This is a genomic window from Trichocoleus sp. FACHB-90, from assembly GCF_014695505.1.
In the GTDB taxonomy this organism is placed as follows: domain Bacteria; phylum Cyanobacteriota; class Cyanobacteriia; order Cyanobacteriales; family FACHB-T130; genus Funiculus; species Funiculus sociatus.
Map to the genome: position 1 here is coordinate 42,342 of NZ_JACJOK010000036.1, position 20,064 is coordinate 62,405.

Below are 20,064 nucleotides of genomic sequence, written 5' to 3' on the forward strand. Positions count from 1 at the left end.
GTTTGGTTTCACTTTCACTCAACCCAGACTACAACTATAGCTGGGGTTTCACTTTTCTAAAAACAGCATTACAAAATTAGAAAACATGAGTATACAATTTAAACCGATTTCCCATAGTTGGGTTGCAGAAAATGCCAATCCAATTGGTGTTGTTCAATTTATTGGCGGAGCTTTATACGGTACTCTACCAACTTTTTCTTATCGGTATTTCTTGCGAAGTTTATTCGAGGCAGGTTATACCATCATTGCTGTACCTTTTCAGTTTGGTTTAAATCACGGAGAAATTGCTAAAGGATTGCTCGATGAAAGAGATAGAATTCGCCAAGCACTAGGCTATCCAGAAACATTAAAACATTTTTGGGTTGGTCATAGCCTGGGCTGTAAATATATCGCCTTGCTAGAAGCATATTCAGGACAAGCGATCGCGCAAGGTAAAAAAAGCATCATTAATGAACCTTCTTTATTAATTGCACCCGATATTTCCGACACCAAAGATGCTGTGCCAATTCCAGGTTTAGCCCCTTTATTAGACTCTTGGGGGATTGGTGTACGCCCAACCAAAAAAGAAACTCAAGACTTGATCGGAAATAGTGGTTTATTTAATCTAACCGCACTAATTTCTTTTGATAAAGATACAATTGCTGGAACCAAAGACGAGCCAATTGATAAAAGTGACGTTGCCTGGTTTATTAATGAGCTAGAGTATAAAAGGAATAAGCCTCTGCTGAGGAAGGAAATACCAGGTGGACATAGAGAACCGATAGGCATTATGTTAGGCGATTCTCTGGTTGATACTAATCCTTTTGACGGCATTTTGGAATCAATTGAAAAGAGACAACTAGAGCCTCTTGCCATCCAATTTTTAGCAGAATTAGCCCAACGGCTAACACCCGAACCAACTACATTGCTAGCTTTTGCTTAATCTAAGGTGGGAAACATGGAAACGGGTGTATCCAAGCTTTTGTAGCCTACACCCGCCCATAGTCCACTTCACAAACAAAGACCCCTGATTGATTTCGGTGCCTTCGCGCCTAACTTCTAGAGCAAATTGAGCTGATTATCTGTGTTCCCCACCACCATCGGACTTGGCTGATTATTATCTTCCTTTGATGATGCAATTGACTCCAACCAAACCTCTTCCTCAGCGGCGAGTAACTTTTCAGCTTCCTCCAGCATCTGCGCGGCGATGTCCTTGAGGTCTTCGCGATTAGCTAAATAAGTCTTCAGTGCTTCCATTGGGTCGATGCTGGCACTTGAACCAAGTTCCGGTAAGCGAGGACGCGCCAGCTGACTTACCAATTCAGCTTGAATTGTGTAACTGTGAGCTTCACTTAAGGAGCTGTGTAGCGTAGTATTATCAATCAAATCCAGCTGTTCGGAACGCAGTTTATAAATTAGCCGCACTACGGCTTCGTGGATATTTTTCTTTGCGATCGCTTTTAATATAGCTGCTTGCGGTTCAGTTGCATCAGACACATCTACTTCAATGGTGATGAAGCTACGCACACTCAGAGGGCAAAATTCCCACTGCGCCCTACCTCGTTCCAGCTGAAGCATCACGTAGCCTTTGTCTTCTTTCTCTTCGCTGAAATCTACCCGCTCAATGCTACCTGGGTAAACGACTGGCGGATCGTTAGATTTATTAAGATTTTGGTGTTTGTGGACGTGTCCCAAGGCAACGTAGTCAAAGCAGGGACGAGTTAGCAACGACAAGGGGAGAGTGAAGCCTTTGCCGACAGCTAAGAAGCGCTCTGCGCCTAAGTTAGCGCGGTCTGCCATCAGGTGCGCCAAGAGAACCGTTGGTACTTCTGGGTCTAACCGTCGGATTTCTCCTTCCAGACGAGGTTCTAGACGCTTAATTAATAATTCGTTGACTTCGGAAAGGGAAAGGTCTTCTGTTTCCGGGCGTGTCAGCAGGGTGGAACGGGTCAGCCAAGGAAGGGTCATAACTTGGACTGGGCCGCTCTTGGTTTCGATACGGTGGGTTTTAATTGTGTCCCCAACTACAAACCCTGGAACTCCCAGTGTCCGATAAATGCACAGACTCGCGCCTCCCTGACCTTGGGAATGTTGGTCATGATTCCCTACTAACAAAACTGTGGGAATCTGGGCATCAACTAAGCGGCGAAACTGACTGGCAAAAGCTTCCTGCACGTAGGGCGGCGGTGTGGCATCGGGAAAGGCATCGCCACCGAACAGAACTAAATCGACGGGGAGAGCGATCGCGCTGTCAATACATCTAGATAAAGTATTGACAAAATCCTCCAACCGTGTATTTAAACCCGTTTCCGGATTAGTCCGGCCGTGGGTGAAGCCACTCCCCATATGGATATCGGATAGGTGGAGGATTTTAATCATTTGGGGATTGGGGATTGGGGATTGGGGATTGGGGATTGGGGATTGGGGATTGGGGATTGGGAATTGGGGATTGGGGAAAACTCTTTCTTACCTAGTCCCCAGCCCCCAGCCCCCAGTCCCTATTTTAAATGTGAATCCCGCACTCGGTTTTACCCATACCGCGCCAGCGACCAGCACGTTCGTCTTCACCTTCGGCTACTTGGGTGGTAATAGGTTCGTCGCCGATGCTGGGATATCCTTGGTCATGCAAGGGATTGTAAATCATTTTATGCTCAGCCGCATAAGCCCAGCTTTGCTTCCGCGTCCAGCTAGCTAGAGGATTGACTTTGAGGCGTTGCTGAGAATCCAGTTCCAACACAGGCATATCAGCGCGAGTTGCAGCTTGGTCGCGGCGACGGCCGGTAATCCAAGCGACGGTGTTTAATTCCGATAGACCGCGTTGCAAAGGTTCGATTTTGGTGAGGTGGTGGAATTGGGTAATATCTTTATCCCACAGTGCTTCACCATAACGTTCTGCAAAAGCTTCGCGAGAATCTACCTCTCGAATCTTGTAGGTTTTCAGGTTTAAATTGTAAAGTTCTTTTGCTTGTGCCACGAGTTCCAGGGTTTGGGGGAAGTGGTACAGCGTGTCTAAAAACAATACCGGAACTGGGTTTTCTGGTTTCAAGTCGCGGTAGAGAATATCTGTCATTACCAAGTCATCAATATTAAAGGCGCTGGTTTGTACCAGTCCAGTGGGGATATTGTTGACGCACCATGCCAGGATCTCTCTGGGATGAGCTTTATCAAACCTTTGGTTGAGTTCGTCTAGGTCAAAAGAAGAGATGCTGACATTAGCTGTGGTGCTATAGGTCATGGTAAGTTTCTACTTGTTTCTTGATAATTTTTAACTAATGATGATTTTATCCTATAAATACACATAACCCTACCGGGTAATGGGAATATCAATGTCAAATTTGCATAACTTCCAGCAGTTGATCGAATTTGAGAGAGAACCAGAATGCGGTTAATACTATACAGCAAGCCGGGTTGCCACTTGTGCGAGGGTTTGCATGAAAAGCTCTTAGAAATTTCAAACCCCAGTTTGGAACTGGAGATTAGAGATATTACTACCCGCGAGGACTGGTTCCAAACGTTTCAATATGAAATTCCAGTCCTGTTTAGGGTGCGCCAAGAGCGTACAGAACAAGTAGAAGAACAGTTACCCCGTCCTTCTCCCCGCGCTACAGTGCGCCAGTTGGAACAAATGTTACACAAATATTTACCCGAAGAAGATAAATGCTAATAGCTAATGGCTAATTGCCATAGTGTTAAAAAGCTATTAGCCAACGACCACAGACCAATGTGTGAGGAGCTACAACAGATGAAATTGCGAGAGTTATTGGCAGCGGTTCCCGGCATACCAACATCCAGCCATGCAGCTTTAGAATCAGAAGTCAAGCGGTTAACGACGAATTCTCATGCTTGCCAGCCAGGAGATTTATTTATTGGGATGCCAGGAACGCGAGTGGATGGGGGAGAATTTTGGTCTAGCGCGATCGCATCCGGTGCTGTCGCTGCCCTGATCTCTCCCCAAGCTGCCGAAAAACAACCGCCAACAGAGGATGTCTGCATTATCCCAGTCGCAGACATGACGCAAGCCTGCGCCCAAGTAGCAGCTGCCTTCTACGGCTACCCAGCCCAGCAGATGAAACTGATTGGCGTTACTGGCACGAATGGCAAAACCACTACTACTCATTTAATAGAATTTTTCCTAACTCAAAGTCAGTTACCCGCAGCACTTTTTGGTACGCTGTACGCTCGCTGGAATGGCTTTAAACAAACCGCCGCCCACACAACCCCTTTCGCCCTCGAATTGCAAGAACAACTGGCGGCGGCAGTAGCAGCAGGGTCTCAGATGGGGGTGATGGAAGTCAGTTCTCACGCTTTGGCGCAAGGGCGAGTTTATGGTTGTCCGTTTGAGGTGGCGGTGTTTACCAATCTCACTCAGGATCACTTAGATTATCACCGCGATATGGAAGATTACTTTGCAGCAAAAGCTCTGCTGTTTAGCCCAGAATATCTCAAAGGTCGGGCGGTGATAAATTCTGACGATGCCTATGGTAAGCGGTTGATTGAAGGGTTAAACTCTGAGCAAGCGTGGCGCTATAGCGTCCACGATACAACAGCCGATCTGTGGATGTCAGATTTAGATTACAGTCCAACTGGTATCAGCGGAATGTTGCATACGCCAAAAGGTGATACTTCCTTCCGTTCGCCGCTGGTAGGTCAGTACAATTTAGAAAATTTACTCGCCGCCGTGGGTGCGGTTTTACATTTGGGCGTAGATTTGCAGGTTATCGCTGACTCGCTACCTTTATTTTCAGGGGTGCCAGGACGGATGGAGCGAGTGCAAATTAGTCCTCTTCAGGATATTAGTGTAATTGTGGATTATGCTCACACGCCGGATAGTTTGGAGAATTTGCTGAAAGCGTCGCGTCCGTTTATTCCCGGAAAGATGATTTGCGTGTTTGGTTGTGGAGGCGATCGCGATCGCACGAAGCGCCCGAAAATGGGTAAAATTGGGGCGCAACTAGCCGAACTAGCAGTAGTTACATCAGATAATCCGCGCACGGAAGATCCAGAACGGATTTTGCAAGATATTTTAGAAGGGATACCGTCAACAGTTCAACCGATGGTAATTAGCGATCGCGCTGTTGCTATTCGCACCGCTATTTTAAATGCCGATTCTGGCGATGGTATCCTAATCGCTGGCAAAGGTCACGAAGATTACCAAATTTTAGGAACAGAAAAAATCCACTTTGACGATCGGGAACAAGCACGAGATGCCTTAGAAGCAAGGATGAAATTAAAGGATAAAGGATGAATCTGCAACCCGCTCCAGATGGATCTCTCTACCAGCTAGCTTTAGAGCTAGCTGTTCAGCCTCTTTCCGTCACTGCTGCTACTCTCACGTCTTTTTCACAGGCGCTCTTGGATACACTGATTGAGCAAGAGCTACCAGCTACTATCTTGGTGAAGCTGCCGCCTGGTCAAGTGTGGCAGGAGGAGATAGATTCCTATCATCAACGGATGAGTGTCCCGCACACGATTTATCTATGCAAGCAGTTGGGGACTGGGGACAAGCCACTTCCCACTCCTCAATCAAATCCCAAAGATTCGGGCGACTCGCGAATTATTCCAATTTATCTGGCACCGGAAAGTCCGATTTTAAGGGAGTATTTTGTCTTAGTCTTATCTGAGAAGTTTGTTGGCTTGATTCTGGCGCATCGTCCCCACCGAAGCAAGCAGGAAATCCAGAAAATCCCTACAGATAAAGATTTAGCGCCTGGAAAATCGATGGAGCTTGTCGATATTCAGCAAGGGTTATCCTTTGAGGACTCCGACGAGCTGCTGGCATTTCATATTAGTCAAGTCACTACAGAAAAAAGGGGACTGCAAGCTATTTGCAGTTTTGACTTCCCTGTGATTCAGCAGCTTTTGCAGGGGATAGGAAACGCGATCGCTCCCAACCAAGAAAATTTATCTTGTTTAGACAAAAAGCTGGTAAGTATACCACAAAATAATGATTTTGTCCAGACTAAAGCGATCGCGTCTATACTCATCCACCTGTTAGAAACCCAAGGAAAGCAACAGCAGAGCCATCGCTTGAATAGCACCAGTGACGGAACAACAGCACAAACAGCAGCCCTACAGCGGCAAAACGAATCCCTGCTTGACGACTTGCTGTTTAAAAACGAGTTGCTGAGTAATTCGCTGTTGGAACTGCGGACACCGCTAACGAACATGAAAACCGCCCTGAAGCTGCTAGAATCGCCGAATCTCAAACCAGCGCAACGCCAACGCTATATGCGGCTGTTGCATACAGAATGCGATCGCCAGACTTCTCTAATGAGCGGTTTAATGGAACTGGTACAGCTAGACAGCACCACCATACCAATCAATCCGCCACCTGTGCATTTAGCAGAAATTGTCCCAGGTGTTGTCAGCACCTATCAGCCTCTCGCTCAAGAAAAAGGTATCCAGTTAGGTTATACCATCAGCACTAACCTTCCAACTGTCTCTTGTTTAGAATCATGGTTGCGGCAGATAGTAATTAATCTCCTACACAACAGCATCAAATTTACTCCCACTGGCGGTCAGGTTTTGGTACGATCCAAGCAACAAGGGGAATACGTGCAGCTAGAATTTCGAGACACCGGAATTGGCATCGCTCCCAATGAATTACCTAAAATTTTTGACCGTTTTTATCGCGGCCGCCCAGCTGGGGGTGAAGAAGTTGTCGGTGCTGGATTAGGTTTAACAATTGTGCAGCAATTACTTTTGCGTTGCGGCGGTTCTATTTCAGTAACTAGCAGATTAGGTCAAGGTTCCACTTTCAAAGTGCTGTTACCTATAGCAAATTAAGAAGGGGTTGCACTCTTAATTGCCCTTGGGCGCTTGACTCCCAGCAACTCCGAGTTGTCTTTCCCAATCTATCGCCTACTGCTCCTGCTGTGCCAACCATCCTTCCAAATCAGATAGGCTGGAGAAATCCAGCAGAGCTTCTCCCAGCATCTCCAGTTGTGTAATCAACAACTCATCGATCTGCGATTGCACCTGTTGAGGTAACTCTCCAACTTTGCGGGTGAGTAGGCGCAGGATGAGCGAACGGGCTTCCCGTTGAGCGCCCTGTTCAATCCCCTGTTCAATCCCCCGTTCAAACCCGATTCGCTCAACACTGGTAATGTAGGGCATCCGTCTTTCCTCCTCGTAAACCTTCAATTCTTGCCAAAATTGGCTCTCTAACCCCTTGGGCAAAATCATAACCCAATCAACAAAGCGAAACAGGTTGACAATCTCCCGCCGCTCGTAGCCTTCCTCATACAGCCGCCGAATCAGGCTTAATTTCCTATCCTTACGGTCTTGCGAGTCGCGTTGCGTTTCCTGGGCTTGAATGTGCGCCATCACGACAACAGCAAAGGGATTGCGGCTTTGTTCTAGTTCGGCATTGCGCGAGCGGTAATCTAGCAACTTTACCATCCCAAACCGAAATGTCAGTTCTGTATCGGGGCTGCTGAAACGATACTGATTCGGTCGCCAGTTGGCATTGCGATCGCACAAAATCGCTAAACTCGTAGCATGGCTGTGAAACCTATCGAAAATCCGCAGGTGATAGACCAGCATTCGTTCGGCAAAATTAGTTTCTGGTTTGGCTTGGATCTCTATATGTACAAGTAGCCACAATTGTTGACCCTGTTTTAGCCAAACTTTCACCAATTGGTCGGCGTAACGTTTCCCGATTTCCGCATTCGGTGCAATCTGTTGGAATTCTTTATCTAGAAACTCGTGTGGTTGGCTCCAATCAATTTGTGCCGATGTTTCTGGAAAGAAAAACGCTATCGCTTCTGGGAAATACTGGCGTAAAATGTCTTTCCAGGGCGAATCTTGGTCTGAGCGAGACGCGGACATTAGCAGATGCTTGGATAAAAGTAGTTCAATGCCATGAAACTAATATTACACTCTAATTTTGAGTGTAGCGATCGCTCCTGCTGTCCATCCTTTTATCGCACTAACTCTAGCGTTATGTTGCTTTCGGGCAATGGCTCGAAAGCGTTCAGCTTTTCGGGATGTTAACTTTTAACTCCTAACTTTTTAGTGTTGCCAACTTCTAAAGGTAGGAAAATTGTTAGCACTTCACCTTGTTGGGGTCTTTGTCGGACAATTAGTTTCCCTCCCAACGCTTGAAAAAGATTTTTCGTTACGTTGAGATTTAGGCTGAGACATCCAGTTTCTGGCTGGAACATTAACATTTGGCCAATAGACTTTAAAGTTGGCTGGTTTATATTCACCGCTGACGAGTCGCCGTTTTCGTCAGGATATCTTTGAGAGTGAGATTGAAGCTGTAACTTTAATTGGTCGCCTGCGGGTGTCACTTCTACTTGAATGTGACCGCCCTCTGGGATGCGGCGGGTAAAGTTCTCAATCAAACCAGTTAGCACCTGGTCTAACATGGCTGGATTGCTAACTACACTTGGCAGCTTTTGAGGTAAAACGACATCTAAAGTTAAGTTGCGCCGACTTGCTTGTTCTTGCCAGCGGGGAATGCTGTTTTGGAACACTTGGGCGACAGACATCGCACTCAGGTGAACTTCGCGGCGCTTGACTGGTGCTGTTTCTACTTCCGCAGCCCGGAAAAATAGCTCCATGCGGTCAATTTGCTCAGTACACTCGCGATCAATTTTTTCCAGACGCTTGATGATTTCTGGTGGTAAATCGCGGCGCTTCAATAAAAGTCGTGTCAGAGTGCGAATGGTAGTTAGAGGTGTCCGAACTTCGTGGGCAAAGGCTTGTAATAATTCTATATCGCAAGAATTTTCAATTAATTGATTATTCAAGATTGAATAATCAGAATTATCTGGATTTTTAGCTTTTGCCTCTACTGGTTCAGCGTTATCACCTTTTGCCTCGTCTGGCAAATTTTTCAGCAGTAACCGGCTAAACTGCGTAACGGTGCGATAATCGGGCGCTGTGGGTGGAAAGCGCTTGACTAAGGCTTCAAGCTGACCGACGCGATCGAGGTTGCTTAATAATAAACGCGATCGCAAACTATACCATGCTTTCTCTACTACTTCCGGGTCAAAGGAATACATAAAGGCTTTTTGGTAGTTTACGTCTCCTACTACCATCACCAAACTAAATTGAGAAGTTAAAACTACACAAAACTGCTCAGATGCCAACGGATCGGCTGGAATTAATGGCAGCTTAGGAAGGCATAAAGAGTCTTTTTCTGTGGCTTGTGCAGTTGCAGGAGGCAGTTGAAATGGCATTAAAGCCATAGGATGGAGTGATTCAACTGTAAAAATTCCTGTCTGGAAACGATTCATCACCTCTGGATGACTCAAGACTGGCACAGGGCCAGCTAAAACCAATCCCAACGGCTCATCGGAACCTGTGGATGTGGCAGTTGATAGATGCAACAACTCCTCCAAGGCTGCGATCGCACCGCACCATTCCCTTTTAGCACGCATCTGCTTGAGTGCTTTCCGGCTGCTGGAGCGCTGTTGACCATCCAATTTTTCTGCTGTCTCTTGGGTAAAAGGCACCAGACTATCTGCCCCTGATGATTCATGTTGGGCTAATACTTCACCGATGGTTGGCAATAACCACTTCTGCACAAAGCACCCCCTTAACGGCTATCACTGGTAGTGCGTTTAACTACTGTCTGATATGAGCCTACCTATACTTGGCATCTCTCGGTGGTCGTATAACCGTACTAAATAAAGGGCGATCGCCGCGCTCTGCCATAAGGATATCCCTTTCGTCTCGATTGATAGATAAAATCTTACATCTGGGGACTGATGGAAAACCTAGGAAAAAAGGCGATAAATAAGAAAGAAAAGATGAATAAAGCTGATTTGGTATTGGTTATAACTGTTTCTTTGTTCATTTGGGGAGGAAAAAATGACCAGCGACCAACGTAAGCGGGCTGTAGGCGTGTTTTCCAGTCCTCAAAGTGCGGAATATGCGCTTAATGAGCTGAAAACTTCCGGTTTTTCCATGAGTCAGATTTCCATCGTGGCACGGGATAGAAACGGGCGCGATGAGATAGCCGGGGTTGATGTACGCGACAATGCTGGCAATCAAACTGGCAGTGGGGCAACGGCGGGTGCTTTAGCAGGCGGTGCAGTAGGCGGTTTTGTTGGCTTACTCGGAGCCTTAAGCGCATTAACGATTCCAGGAATTGGCCCAGTGGTAGCAGGAGGGGCTTTAGCCTCTATACTGGGTGACGCTCTCATCGGTGGTGCAGTTGGTGCTGCAACAGGTGGCATTGTCGGCGCACTGATGGGTTTAGGTATTCCGGAAGAACAAGCTCAAGTTTATAACCACCGCTTATCCCAAGGCGATTACTTAGTGATAGTAGAGGGTACGCAAGCGGAAATTACCAAAGCTGAATCAATTCTAGGAAACCAGGGAATTCAACATTGGGGCATCTATGATGTTAGCGTGAGCGGCATGGCTCCCAGCTATCCGGTGGCATACTCAACCAGCTTCGATCCACTAGGTCTGACTGACCCAACTTATACATTAGGATTAGATCCCTTAGCACTAACTCCCCTGAGCGCGGGATATACAGTGCCTTACGCCGGCGATCCTAATGTCATTGATATGGATGCAATTCCCCATAAGCGTGCGGTGGGTATATTCTCCAGCCGTCGCAATGTGGAAGATGCGCTGCATGAGTTGAAAAATTCTGGTTTTTTGATGGACAAAGTTTCTGTCGTTGCCAAAGATGCAGATCGGCACGATGAGATAGCTGGGGTTGAGGTAAGCGATCGCATTAAGGATAGCAACGCTGATGAAGGTGCAACAACCGGAGCGATCGCAGGCGGTGCTTTAGGCGGTTTAACCGGGTTGCTGATTGGCCTAGGTGCCTTAGCAATTCCTGGTATCGGGCCTATCCTGTTTGCCGGAGCAGAAGCCACTGCTATAGCTACAACCATCGCTGGTGGTGGCATTGGTGCAGCCGCAGGTGGGCTGACTGGCGCACTAATTGGGTTGGGAATTCCGGAACAGGAAGCCAAGGTTTATCACGATCAATTATCTAGCGGTGATTATCTGGTTTTGGTAAACGGCACCGAAGAGGAGATCCAGCGTGCAGAATCTATTCTGAAAGCTAAAGGCATTCACGAATGGGGTGTCTACAACCTACCAGAAAATAAAACTTCGGGCATCTCTTCTGGGAAGATGGTTGCGGAACCTGAAGATCAGTCTAGCCAGGTAAGCGATCGCGTCACCATCATCGACAACCGGGCATAAGTTTTCTAAGCTCACCATTCTTTCGGTAGCTTAGTGAATCTGACGCTATGTCAGATAGTTTCTACTGAATCGATAGCAATCGAATTTAAACCATTACACTTTTTAAGTGAGAAAAAACCATGAAAAAACTTACCACACTTCTACTCAGCGGCGTTTTAATTTTTAGTGCTGCTGCTTGTAACGACACTGCTAGCACTAATGCTGACGCTCCTGAAACTACCGCAACAACGGGCCAAACCCCCGCAGCCGATGCAGCTAAGGACAGCCAACAAGACGCAACTAGCGACGTTCGCAAAGATCAGCTCAATTCTGACATTCGGGCGGCGGAGCAGCGGAACAATGTCACCGGAGGCGACGCAGAAAGAACTGATGGGGATTTGCAAGGCGAGGTTCGCAGTAAATTGGAAGCTAACCTACCAGCTAGTTTTCTGACAGTTGCTGCTGAAGAGGGCGTTGTTACCATCTCTGGAACCGTTCCTACCCAAGAACAATTCGCTAGAATTGAACCTCTGGCAAAAGAAATTAAAGGTGTCAAGGGCGTGACTAACAAAGCAACCGTTGCTCCCGCTCAACCAAAAGGTCAATAACGGGTTAATCAGTAGTGTTTTTTAAGCATTACGGTATCATCCACCACCAAAAGAATTTGTTTTAAACGCAAATAATATCGCCAAGGACGCAGAGGTTTTAATTTCCTCCTCTTGTTCCTTGGCGTTCTTTATAGCGCTAACGTGCATGGCGTGAGCTAATGCGTTTTTGCGGTTCATCCCTCTTCCATCAAAGCTTCCACCAACCGCTGAAAGTGGACAGGTTCGTGATTAGCCATAACCGTCATCCGAATCCGACTCGTAGGAACAGTAGGAGGGCGAATAGCAGGAGCAAAAATTCCGGCATCTTTTAGTTTTTGTCCCATCTTCAAAGCTTCGGCGGCATTTTTCAATTGCAAGCAGAGGATGGAAGACTCTGAAGGCAATAATTTCAGGTTTGGTAATTGCAGCAAATTTTTAAGAATACCAACATTACGCCACAATCGGGCGCGGCGGAGCGGCTCTTGTTGAACAATCTTAACTGCTGCTAAAGCCGCAGCTGTATCCGCTGGCGAAAGACCAGTAGTATAAATCCAACTAGGGGCGCGATTCCGCAAAAAGTCAATTAAAGCAGCGTTCCCAGCTACATATCCGCCCAAACTGCCTAAAGCTTTGCTCAGGGTGCCGATTTGAATTAGAGCGCGATCGCTACAGCCAAAATGCTCCACACACCCAGCGCCCGTTTTTCCCAAAACTCCCGTGGCGTGAGCTTCATCTACCAGCAGCATACAGCTAAATTCTTCTGCTAAATCCAACAAATACGGGATTTGACATAAATCCCCATCCATGCTAAAAACGCTATCAGTAATAATCAAGCAGCGACGATATTGTTGTCGGTGTTGACTTAGCTTGTTTTTTAAATCCGCAACATCGCAGTGCGGGTAGTCGATGACAGTGGCACCGCTAAGAATTGCCCCATTTTTGAGGCTAGAGTGATTGTACTGGTCAGATAGAATTAAATCGCGACCGCCAACTAAAGCAGCGATCGCGCCCAACGAAGCCAGATAACCAGAACTAAATACTATAGCGTCTTCAGTTTGTTTGAGGGATGCGATCGCGCTTTCGAGTTCTCGATGCAATTGGCGATGACCACTAATTAATCTAGAACCTGTCGCACCCGTACCAAATTCCTTTGTAGCGCCAACAGCAGCTTCAATTAAACGCTCATCTCCCGCCAAACCCAGATAATCATTACTAGCAAAATTGATAACTTCTCGTCCCTCCAATACCACCGTCGCACCAGGACGACTTTGAATAGTCTGAACTGAACGATACCAGTTAGCCTGATGAATTGTGGCGAGAGATGGTTCTATCCAAGCATAAGGGTCAGTAGGCATGAGAGCGATCGCGCTTTCCACATTTATTACAAATCTTCTGGCTCCACACCTAATTCTCGCAGCTGATGAAGCAGACGTTCTGCGCGTACTTGTGCCTGTTGTGCGCGTGCTTGCGCCTGTTCTGCGCGTTCCCTTTCTTGTGTTTCGGCTTCTTGCGGAGTAGGAACCAGTTCCCCTTCAGGCGTAAAAAACCTTAACTGTTCTCTCACAATGCCCAAAAACAACTGTAACTCCTCACTCCAGCGCCATCCCTGTTCCTGAAGGGGAATCTCTTCATAAGTACCGTAGTTGAGTTTGAACCCGGCAAACTCTAAACTGTACGGGTCAAACCAAAAATACTCAGGTGTGCGAAAAACATCTTGATACAGTTGCTTTTTCAAGCCTCGGTCGTTCTTAGCTGTCGTGTCGGAAAGAATCTCCAGAATAAAATTGGGATACTTGCCGTCTTCTTCCCAGACCGCCCAACTTTTACGCTCTCTGCGTTCAGTGTTGAGAACCACGTAAAAGTCTGGCCCTCTAAAGTCTTGCAATTTAATTTGACGCAGGCTGAAATAAATACTCTGGTTAGCACCGACATGAAAATCATTTCGGTTTTGCCACAACCGCTCTAAGCAAATTAAGAGTAAAATTAGCTGTCTAAGATGGCGATCGCTCTCCAATTGCGGCTCCTCACTCCAAAGGTCGCATGGCGGGATTGTCGGCATATCGGATTGACCACTAAGTACCATATCACACCTGCTTGGTGGCGAAAGGACATCTTTATTTTCTCAAATAGAATGCTTAACAGAGCGATTTTTTCATATACCCGTAGCGTCGGAGAGCCACTTACACGATCCCTATCCTACAGTTTGCTTTGCATATAGCTCAACAACCAGTTAGCAGCAGTCGCCCTACGAGTCTGTCTTGGGCCAAATTCACCTACTTTATAACCTTTAAAACCCAGCTTTTCTTTTAAAAGTTGCTTGTTTTCTGGAGGAATGGAACGAGTCAGTTTTACTGTTGCTGGGCGGCTTTCAATAAAATTAGGCGGCTGCGGATATTCATCCCGCCATTCTGGTGTAACGCCGCTATTATCCCAATTTTGGGCAACATCGTAGCGATAACCCAAACAATGCCAAACCAGATGATTCACTGTGGAATCATCTATTTCCTCGTTCAGAATAGCCCAAATCGTTTCGGTGTTAAGCGGCGGCAAGTTAGACATAGCATTAACTACAAAGCCATTAGCAGTATAGATTGGGTTAAGCTAAAGCTCAACCTAATCTACAAGGTTACTAACTTTATGCCACTGATTCCAACTCGTTAGTAATTTCTTCTTGTTGGCGTTGGACTACTGGAATTTCAATAATAAACTCAGTTCCTTCTCCGGGTTGCGAGATACACTCAATTGACCCTTGGTGTTTTTCTACCACTATCTGATAACTGATTGATAAACCTAATCCGGTGCCTTTACCAACTGGTTTTGTAGTAAAAAAAGGTTCAAATAATCTTGCTTTTACGTCTTCAGTCATCCCGTGTCCGTTATCGGCAATCCTGAGAATGATAGTACCGCGATGGCAAACTTCGGTAGAAATCTTTATTTTTTTAGAATAGTCGCAATCACTACTGAGACTTTCTAATTCATCAATAGCATTACTAATCAAATTCATAAGTACCTGATTTATTTGCCCGGAATAACATTCAATTAAAGGCAAATTCCCGTACTCTTTTACAATTTCAATCCCTTCGTTGTCACCATGCGCTTTCAACCTGTTTTGCAAAATTAACAGAGTATTATCAATCCCTTCGTGAATATCCACAACCTGAATAAGTTCTTCATCAGTACGAGAAAAATTCCGCAAGCTACGTACAATCTGATGAATGCGCTTTGCTCCGACTTCCATTGAGTACATGACTTTTGGCAAGTCTTCTTTCAAAAATTCCAGGTCTATTTCGTCAATTTTCTCTTGCAGCACGATACTAGGTTTAGGATATTCTTCCTCATAAACCTTGAGCAGATCGAGCAAATTTTGGATGTAGTCAGTTGCGTAATTGAGGTTGCCGTAAATAAAACTGACAGGATTATTAATTTCGTGAGCTACACCTGCTACCAGACATCCCAGATTAGACATTTTTTCTTTTTCAACTAGCTGGGATTGAGCTTGTTGCAGTTCTTGCAAAGCTTGCTCTAATTTCTTTGCCTGACTAAGTGCTTGGGCAGTAGCGGCACAACTTTTTTCATATAATTGAGCTTGATAAATGTGAATTGCTAGTTGCTCAGTATCACTTTCTTTTTGATACTGGTTCACTACGGCATCCAATGCTTCAACTAGGTTTTTTGAAGACTCGGCGAGAATGTAGCACAAATGGGGATTATCTGGTATTAGTTCCTCACTGCTGCTTCGGGCGATCGCTCTAGCTTGGTCGATATATTGCCGTACCTGCCGATCTAAATTTAAAGGCGCCTCAAAGTACATAGATTGCACTGTTGGCGAAGGATGACCGGGTAATTTCAGATCGCGATCGCCTTCGATTAAACCTTTGTGTGACCTTTCCATCAAATCTAAATCGGCTAGCAACCCTGAGCGCAATTCTTCCTGCGCTTGCTTATCTTTTGTACATACCAGCCTTAAGGCGAACAGTGCAGTCCGTTGGGATAGCATACGTTGACGACCGCTAACATTGACAACCGCCGCATTAATTTCCCGCACTGTATTGATTTCGTCTAAGTGTAAATAAGTAGTCAAGACAGGTACCGACAATTTTCCTAAAATAAATAAGGTCTGACGATATATACCATTATAAGGTTTTTTTGTCATACTTCTTTAGGATGTTTTTTTACTTATGGAATGAAAAACTTTCGCGAATATACTTCTTGTATAGTCGCGTTAAATTCTGCTGGAAGTTCTGGCTCGCCTTTAAATATGCGGCTCGGCTCTTCAGCTAATAGTTGATTTACTGCTACTGAAAAACTATGAACTAAAGTGGTGCCAAGTTTCGTACATTTTTATACAGATTAAAAAAATTAGTTTGGGAGCCAGTTGAGCTTTGCCCATAACTAACTAGGGATATGGCATTGCCATATCCCTGCTAATTCAACATCTATTAGGTTTTCCCAGGAATAAATCATCCTGTATTATGAGTGATATCCTTTGGGATTATCGATGCAACACTTGAATTATTGAAACTGCCTATAAGCAAGGCTTTCAAAACCATCGGAGGCAAAGAAACTTCTTCGCCTCCACAAAATCCAAAGTGGTATTAGGCGTATCGCCCTACCCTACCAAACTAGCCTTTAGTATCACCTAAGCGGAAGAATACCTTGCTGCGTTGAACGCCAGCGTCAGTACCGTAGCTGCTAAAGGTGAGGGAATTGAGCTGGTTAAACAAAGGTTTGGCAAACAGCTCCACCACCCTGACAATTGGCAACTGACGCTCTAAAATCGGCTGACTTGATGCCCAGTCTAGATACAAGTAGCCATTGTTAGGTTGAGGTAAAGAAGCGATATTTGTCTGAAAATTATCACTTTTTAGCAGAGAATTTTCCGGAGCTTTGAGGGCTTGATCCATCGCCTCTATGGAGGTGGTGAAAATCTCATATTTGCCTATGGTGGCGCGGACACCTTGAACTTTTGCCTCTAATCTTACAGAATTTTGCTCTTTACCTTCTTTGCTTGGGGGAACGGTTGTTAGTTTTGTCCAGGCAAAGATGGGATGATTTTCTAGGGTAAAAGAGCTAACGCTTAGTCCCCGCTGCTTGGCAACATCGTCTAAATGGTTAATTGCCGCCTCAGCTGTATTTTCTAATGATTCGGCGACAAAAATCCAATCGGGCGAGTTGCGATCGCTGCGAGGCAGTATTCCCAAGGCATACTCACCTTGTACCCAGCTGAAGATATCTTGCTCCACATCGATGCCCCAACGAGTTTGTAGATCGGCTAGGGGTTGATTGATCAATTGGGAAAGAGTATCGTCGCTCTTTTGTGTAGAGGATAGTTCTCGCAATTGATCAAGATGAGTGCCAGCAGCAGCGATCGCTATTTGTTCTGGAAGATACTGCAATACTCCGACCGCTTGAGATACTGTAGGAGCCATAGTTGCGTCTGACCCGGCAGTTCCTTGCAGAGCCGTTTGCGCCAGCAATCCCTGGCGGTTAATTTCGAGCGAGATCGCTAGAGTTTCATACTTCTGGGTAATTGATGACTCTGATTTGTTACCCAGCAACTTAGCCAATCTGGGGAGATTGACATAAGTTAGCCCAATCTTCGAGCCAGTAATGTTCTCCAAAGCCTTCTGATAGGCAGGATCTTCACTCAAACTCAGATCCGGGGCTTGAACATTGTTAATAGCTGCGCGCAGCACTTTGGGATTATTGGCAAAAAGCACAAAGCGATCGCCGACTACTGCACTAGCAACAGATTTTTCTTTTCCTTGCGTGTAAATCAGCTTTACACCTTTGTATTGTTCAAACTGTAAAGAAGCGCCTTCGCTAGATTGCTTCTGCCAGAACAAATCTACAAACTCGTTGCTACGTTGCGGGTTTTTGCTAGTTGCAATCAGCAGCAGTCCCCGTTGTTCCCCATTTTGGCTTGTACGGTCAAAATCTAAGCTAGTGACGGAAAAAGTAATTTCATCTCCCAGCCAAGGCTGGATATCTTTCTGGTAGTCGAGATCCGTGTTAGCCAGTAAACTTTGTTTAACTTGGTCTAGTTCGACACGCGATCGCCCACGGTTCCCCGAACGATCCACAGCCTGCCGAACCCCCTCCTCCAAGCGATCTGGATTCACCAGCAATGACACCATGACTGGTGCCTGTTTCGGCACAAACATCGCGGCAGATGGGTTCGTCATCTGTCCGCCCGACATCAAGGCGAGGGGACTTTGCGATCTTAACCAGTAAAAGCCACCAGCACCAATCAACAGCAGCACTAAAACGCCAGCTGCTAAAGCGTAAAAAAATGAGCGTTGCTTCATGGCGAAATTCAGACCTTGCGCGAGAGCGATTGAGCTTAGAACACTAATCCAGATGTCAGAGAATATTATGGCTGCCTGCCGTCCACCCGAACTATTAAAATCTTAGTTAATCTCGAAACGCAACATCATGTCAGCTCAATCTTATCCCCGACAGATTTCCCAGATTAGTGTAGAAGAACTCCAAAAGCGTCTGTGTGATGCCCGTGAGGGTTTACAACTGGTGGATGTGCGAGAGCCTTCTGAAGTAGCGATCGCCAGCCTTGAGGGGTTTGAAATCCTCCCTCTGTCGGAGTTTACCGAATGGTCTGATCAAATCCCCACCCGCTTCGATCCCGACGCGGAGACCCTGGTAATGTGCCATCACGGTATTCGTTCGGCTCAGATGTGTCAGTGGTTACAAAGTCAAGGCTTCACCAATGTTAAAAATATTGCAGGTGGTATCGATGCTTACTCGCTTCTGGTAGATTCCACAATTCCCCGGTATTAATTCCTTCTTTTAGAGGCGGTCGCCTCCCCCAAAGGCTAATAATCACCAAAATGGGGAAGCGATCGCTTCCAGGGATAGCCCGGAGAACGAGAATAAATTGCCCCTACACCCGAACAACTAAAATCTTGTGTATATATTCTGGAGAAATGTGCCAGAGTAAGTCTTATCTTAGTTTTTCCACTGTTTGCTGCTACTACCACAATTTTACTGATCGGCAGGCAGAAGACAGCATCTGCTATTGTGATTTAACCTGTAATTAAACGGCTGCTCGCTTGTCAAGAACGCCGGGCTTACGATAAATCAATAATCGTAAGTCCCCGAATTTTCATTGTGTTTAAAACCTATTAGATTCGGCTTTTGTTTAAATGTCTAAACAAGTAAAATTGACCGATCGGCAACAACGTATTCTCTGGGCAACAGTTCGCCATTATATAGCAACGGCAGAGCCTGTAGGCTCAAAAGCATTGGTAGAAGAATATAATCTCAGCGTCAGCCCAGCAACTATTCGCAATGCGATGGGTGCTTTAGAAAAAGCTGGATTACTCTATCAACCCCATACTTCCGCTGGACGGGTTCCCTCTGATTCTGGCTATAGAATTTATGTTGACCAACTAATAAAGCCTTCTGACGTGTTGGGGAGACAGGTAGAGGAATTATTTACAAAAAATCTAAACTTAGAGGATTGGAGCTTCGAGGCTTTGCTACGAGGAGCAGCGCAAATTCTCACCACGCTCAGTGGTTATATTACCCTGATCACGATGCCTCAGAACCGTACTACTCGCTTACGACATTTGCAGCTAGTGCAGGTCGATCCGGGACGGGTGATGCTAATTGTGGTAACAGATGCTTATGAGACGACTAGCGTTTTGATGGAGTTACCGCCCCTGACTTCAGAGGAGACCGAACCCGATACAGAAATTGTAGAGCGGGAGTTGCAGATTTTATCGAACTTTTTGAATAGCCAGTTGCGGGGGCGATCGCTTGTTGAATTAGTTGCCCTAGACTGGAGTGAGCTAGGCCGGGAATTCCAAAGGTATGCTGATACCTTGCGAAGTTTAGTCACTGACTTGATCCGTCGCACCACAAAACCCGCCTCAACCCAAATTATGATTCGCGGTGTTGCGGAGGTGTTGCGTCAGCCAGAATTTTCTGAGTTGCAGCAAATCCAAATGTTAATGCACCTATTGGAAGAGGAACAAGACAAGCTTGGCCCTTTAATCTTTGAATTACCTACACCAGAGATTCAAGGAGTGACAACCCTGCCACAAGGTTCGCGAGTGACAGTGAGAATTGGTTCCGAAAATCCCTTAGAACCGATGCGTGCTTGTACGCTAATTTCTGCAACCTACCGACAAGGTTCTGTTCCGGTAGGAAGTGTGGGAGTTTTAGGCCCAACTCGGATGGTATACGAAAATGCGATCGCGCTCGTTGAAGCCGCCGCTGATTATCTTTCCGATGCCCTTACTCAAACCGCTTAATCGATTTTGAATTTTGGATTGAGAGAGATTGGTAATTGCCAATTTACTCTCTTCCCCTCTTTCCTCCC

The 20,064-nt window shown here is 46.0% G+C and carries 17 protein-coding genes; 8 read left to right on the forward strand and 9 right to left on the reverse strand.

Going from position 1 to position 20,064, the window contains the following annotated elements; all coding sequences use genetic code 11:
• Nucleotides 1-85: 85 nt before the first annotated feature.
• A complete protein-coding gene (locus H6F74_RS10790; protein WP_190440482.1) occupies nucleotides 86-922 on the forward strand; it encodes a DUF1350 family protein in 837 nt (278 codons plus the stop codon).
• Nucleotides 923-1,038: 116 nt separating this feature from the next.
• On the opposite strand, the gene H6F74_RS10795 is transcribed toward H6F74_RS10790, so the two are convergent.
• Nucleotides 1,039-2,358, reverse strand: coding sequence for an exonuclease SbcCD subunit D (locus H6F74_RS10795; RefSeq protein WP_190440487.1), 1,320 nt, complete (start codon nucleotides 2,356-2,358; stop codon nucleotides 1,039-1,041).
• 124 nt (nucleotides 2,359-2,482) lie between these two features.
• Complete coding sequence (gene cysH / locus H6F74_RS10800) at nucleotides 2,483-3,214, reverse strand: phosphoadenosine phosphosulfate reductase (RefSeq protein ID WP_190440490.1); 732 nt, start codon at nucleotides 3,212-3,214, stop codon at nucleotides 2,483-2,485.
• A 144-nt stretch (nucleotides 3,215-3,358) separates the two neighbouring features.
• Here cysH and H6F74_RS10805 point away from each other — a divergent pair, with 144 nt between their 5' ends.
• The 3 genes from H6F74_RS10805 (at nucleotide 3,359) to H6F74_RS10815 (ending at nucleotide 6,765) form a co-directional block, all read left to right on the forward strand.
• A complete protein-coding gene (locus H6F74_RS10805; protein WP_190440493.1) occupies nucleotides 3,359-3,643 on the forward strand; it encodes a glutaredoxin family protein in 285 nt (94 codons plus the stop codon).
• A 78-nt stretch (nucleotides 3,644-3,721) separates the two neighbouring features.
• Entirely contained in the window at nucleotides 3,722-5,224 is a 1,503-nt protein-coding gene (locus H6F74_RS10810) for a UDP-N-acetylmuramoyl-L-alanyl-D-glutamate--2,6-diaminopimelate ligase (RefSeq protein WP_190440497.1), read from the forward strand.
• Nucleotides 5,221-6,765, forward strand: coding sequence for a DICT sensory domain-containing protein (locus H6F74_RS10815; protein ID WP_190440500.1), 1,545 nt, complete (start codon nucleotides 5,221-5,223; stop codon nucleotides 6,763-6,765). Before H6F74_RS10810 ends, H6F74_RS10815 begins: the two co-directional genes overlap by 4 nt.
• A 75-nt stretch (nucleotides 6,766-6,840) precedes the next feature.
• Here H6F74_RS10815 and H6F74_RS10820 read toward each other — a convergent pair whose 3' ends face one another.
• Together H6F74_RS10820 and H6F74_RS10825 are read right to left on the reverse strand one after the other, a co-directional pair.
• Nucleotides 6,841-7,809, reverse strand: a complete 969-nt coding sequence (locus H6F74_RS10820; RefSeq protein ID WP_190440503.1) for a DUF4351 domain-containing protein — start codon at nucleotides 7,807-7,809, stop codon at nucleotides 6,841-6,843.
• A 161-nt stretch (nucleotides 7,810-7,970) separates the two neighbouring features.
• Nucleotides 7,971-9,515: a HAMP domain-containing sensor histidine kinase gene (locus H6F74_RS10825; RefSeq protein WP_190440505.1), complete on the reverse strand. Its 1,545-nt coding sequence runs from the start codon at nucleotides 9,513-9,515 to the stop codon at nucleotides 7,971-7,973.
• Between the two features lie 286 nt (nucleotides 9,516-9,801).
• On the opposite strand from H6F74_RS10825, the gene H6F74_RS10830 reads away from it, so the two are divergent.
• Together H6F74_RS10830 and H6F74_RS10835 are read left to right on the forward strand one after the other, a co-directional pair.
• Nucleotides 9,802-11,157 carry a general stress protein gene (locus H6F74_RS10830; protein WP_190440508.1) on the forward strand — a complete coding sequence of 452 codons (1,356 nt, stop codon included), beginning with the start codon at nucleotides 9,802-9,804 and terminating at the stop codon, nucleotides 11,155-11,157.
• Nucleotides 11,158-11,276: 119 nt separating this feature from the next.
• Complete coding sequence (locus H6F74_RS10835; protein ID WP_190440510.1) at nucleotides 11,277-11,744, forward strand: BON domain-containing protein; 468 nt, start codon at nucleotides 11,277-11,279, stop codon at nucleotides 11,742-11,744.
• Nucleotides 11,745-11,917: 173 nt separating this feature from the next.
• On the opposite strand, the gene bioF is transcribed toward H6F74_RS10835, so the two are convergent.
• The 5 genes from bioF to H6F74_RS10860 form a co-directional block, all read right to left on the reverse strand.
• A complete protein-coding gene (gene bioF, locus H6F74_RS10840; protein WP_190440512.1) occupies nucleotides 11,918-13,078 on the reverse strand; it encodes an 8-amino-7-oxononanoate synthase in 1,161 nt (386 codons plus the stop codon).
• 26 nt (nucleotides 13,079-13,104) lie between these two features.
• Entirely contained in the window at nucleotides 13,105-13,806 is a 702-nt protein-coding gene (locus H6F74_RS10845) for a Uma2 family endonuclease (RefSeq protein ID WP_190440515.1), read from the reverse strand.
• Between the two features lie 113 nt (nucleotides 13,807-13,919).
• Nucleotides 13,920-14,282, reverse strand: coding sequence for a DUF1823 family protein (locus H6F74_RS10850; RefSeq protein ID WP_190440518.1), 363 nt, complete (start codon nucleotides 14,280-14,282; stop codon nucleotides 13,920-13,922).
• Nucleotides 14,283-14,358: 76 nt separating this feature from the next.
• Nucleotides 14,359-15,876, reverse strand: coding sequence for an ATP-binding protein (locus H6F74_RS10855; protein WP_190440520.1), 1,518 nt, complete (start codon nucleotides 15,874-15,876; stop codon nucleotides 14,359-14,361).
• A 469-nt stretch (nucleotides 15,877-16,345) separates the two neighbouring features.
• Nucleotides 16,346-18,031, reverse strand: a complete 1,686-nt coding sequence (locus tag H6F74_RS10860; RefSeq protein ID WP_190440523.1) for a DUF3352 domain-containing protein — start codon at nucleotides 18,029-18,031, stop codon at nucleotides 16,346-16,348.
• Between the two features lie 127 nt (nucleotides 18,032-18,158).
• On the opposite strand from H6F74_RS10860, the gene H6F74_RS10865 reads away from it, so the two are divergent.
• Entirely contained in the window at nucleotides 18,159-18,518 is a 360-nt protein-coding gene (locus H6F74_RS10865) for a rhodanese-like domain-containing protein (protein ID WP_190440526.1), read from the forward strand.
• 365 nt (nucleotides 18,519-18,883) lie between these two features.
• A complete protein-coding gene (gene hrcA, locus H6F74_RS10870) occupies nucleotides 18,884-19,996 on the forward strand; it encodes a heat-inducible transcriptional repressor HrcA (RefSeq protein ID WP_190440531.1) in 1,113 nt (370 codons plus the stop codon).
• The last annotated feature ends 68 nt before the right edge of the window (nucleotides 19,997-20,064 follow it).

Bases quoted from the DNA above. Each gene is read 5' to 3' on its own strand.
- H6F74_RS10790 (WP_190440482.1), top strand. From the start codon at position 86: ATGAGTATACAATTTAAACCGATTTCCCATAGTTGGGTTGCAGAAAAT.
- H6F74_RS10795 (WP_190440487.1), bottom strand. From the start codon at position 2,358: ATGATTAAAATCCTCCACCTATCCGATATCCATATGGGGAGTGGCTTC.
- cysH (WP_190440490.1), bottom strand. From the start codon at position 3,214: ATGACCTATAGCACCACAGCTAATGTCAGCATCTCTTCTTTTGACCTA.
- H6F74_RS10805 (WP_190440493.1), top strand. From the start codon at position 3,359: ATGCGGTTAATACTATACAGCAAGCCGGGTTGCCACTTGTGCGAGGGT.
- H6F74_RS10810 (WP_190440497.1), top strand. From the start codon at position 3,722: ATGAAATTGCGAGAGTTATTGGCAGCGGTTCCCGGCATACCAACATCC.
- H6F74_RS10815 (WP_190440500.1), top strand. From the start codon at position 5,221: ATGAATCTGCAACCCGCTCCAGATGGATCTCTCTACCAGCTAGCTTTA.
- H6F74_RS10820 (WP_190440503.1), bottom strand. From the start codon at position 7,809: ATGTCCGCGTCTCGCTCAGACCAAGATTCGCCCTGGAAAGACATTTTA.
- H6F74_RS10830 (WP_190440508.1), top strand. From the start codon at position 9,802: ATGACCAGCGACCAACGTAAGCGGGCTGTAGGCGTGTTTTCCAGTCCT.
- H6F74_RS10835 (WP_190440510.1), top strand. From the start codon at position 11,277: ATGAAAAAACTTACCACACTTCTACTCAGCGGCGTTTTAATTTTTAGT.
- bioF (WP_190440512.1), bottom strand. From the start codon at position 13,078: ATGCCTACTGACCCTTATGCTTGGATAGAACCATCTCTCGCCACAATT.
- H6F74_RS10845 (WP_190440515.1), bottom strand. From the start codon at position 13,806: ATGGTACTTAGTGGTCAATCCGATATGCCGACAATCCCGCCATGCGAC.
- H6F74_RS10850 (WP_190440518.1), bottom strand. From the start codon at position 14,282: ATGTCTAACTTGCCGCCGCTTAACACCGAAACGATTTGGGCTATTCTG.
- H6F74_RS10855 (WP_190440520.1), bottom strand. From the start codon at position 15,876: ATGACAAAAAAACCTTATAATGGTATATATCGTCAGACCTTATTTATT.
- H6F74_RS10860 (WP_190440523.1), bottom strand. From the start codon at position 18,031: ATGAAGCAACGCTCATTTTTTTACGCTTTAGCAGCTGGCGTTTTAGTG.
- H6F74_RS10865 (WP_190440526.1), top strand. From the start codon at position 18,159: ATGTCAGCTCAATCTTATCCCCGACAGATTTCCCAGATTAGTGTAGAA.
- hrcA (WP_190440531.1), top strand. From the start codon at position 18,884: ATGTCTAAACAAGTAAAATTGACCGATCGGCAACAACGTATTCTCTGG.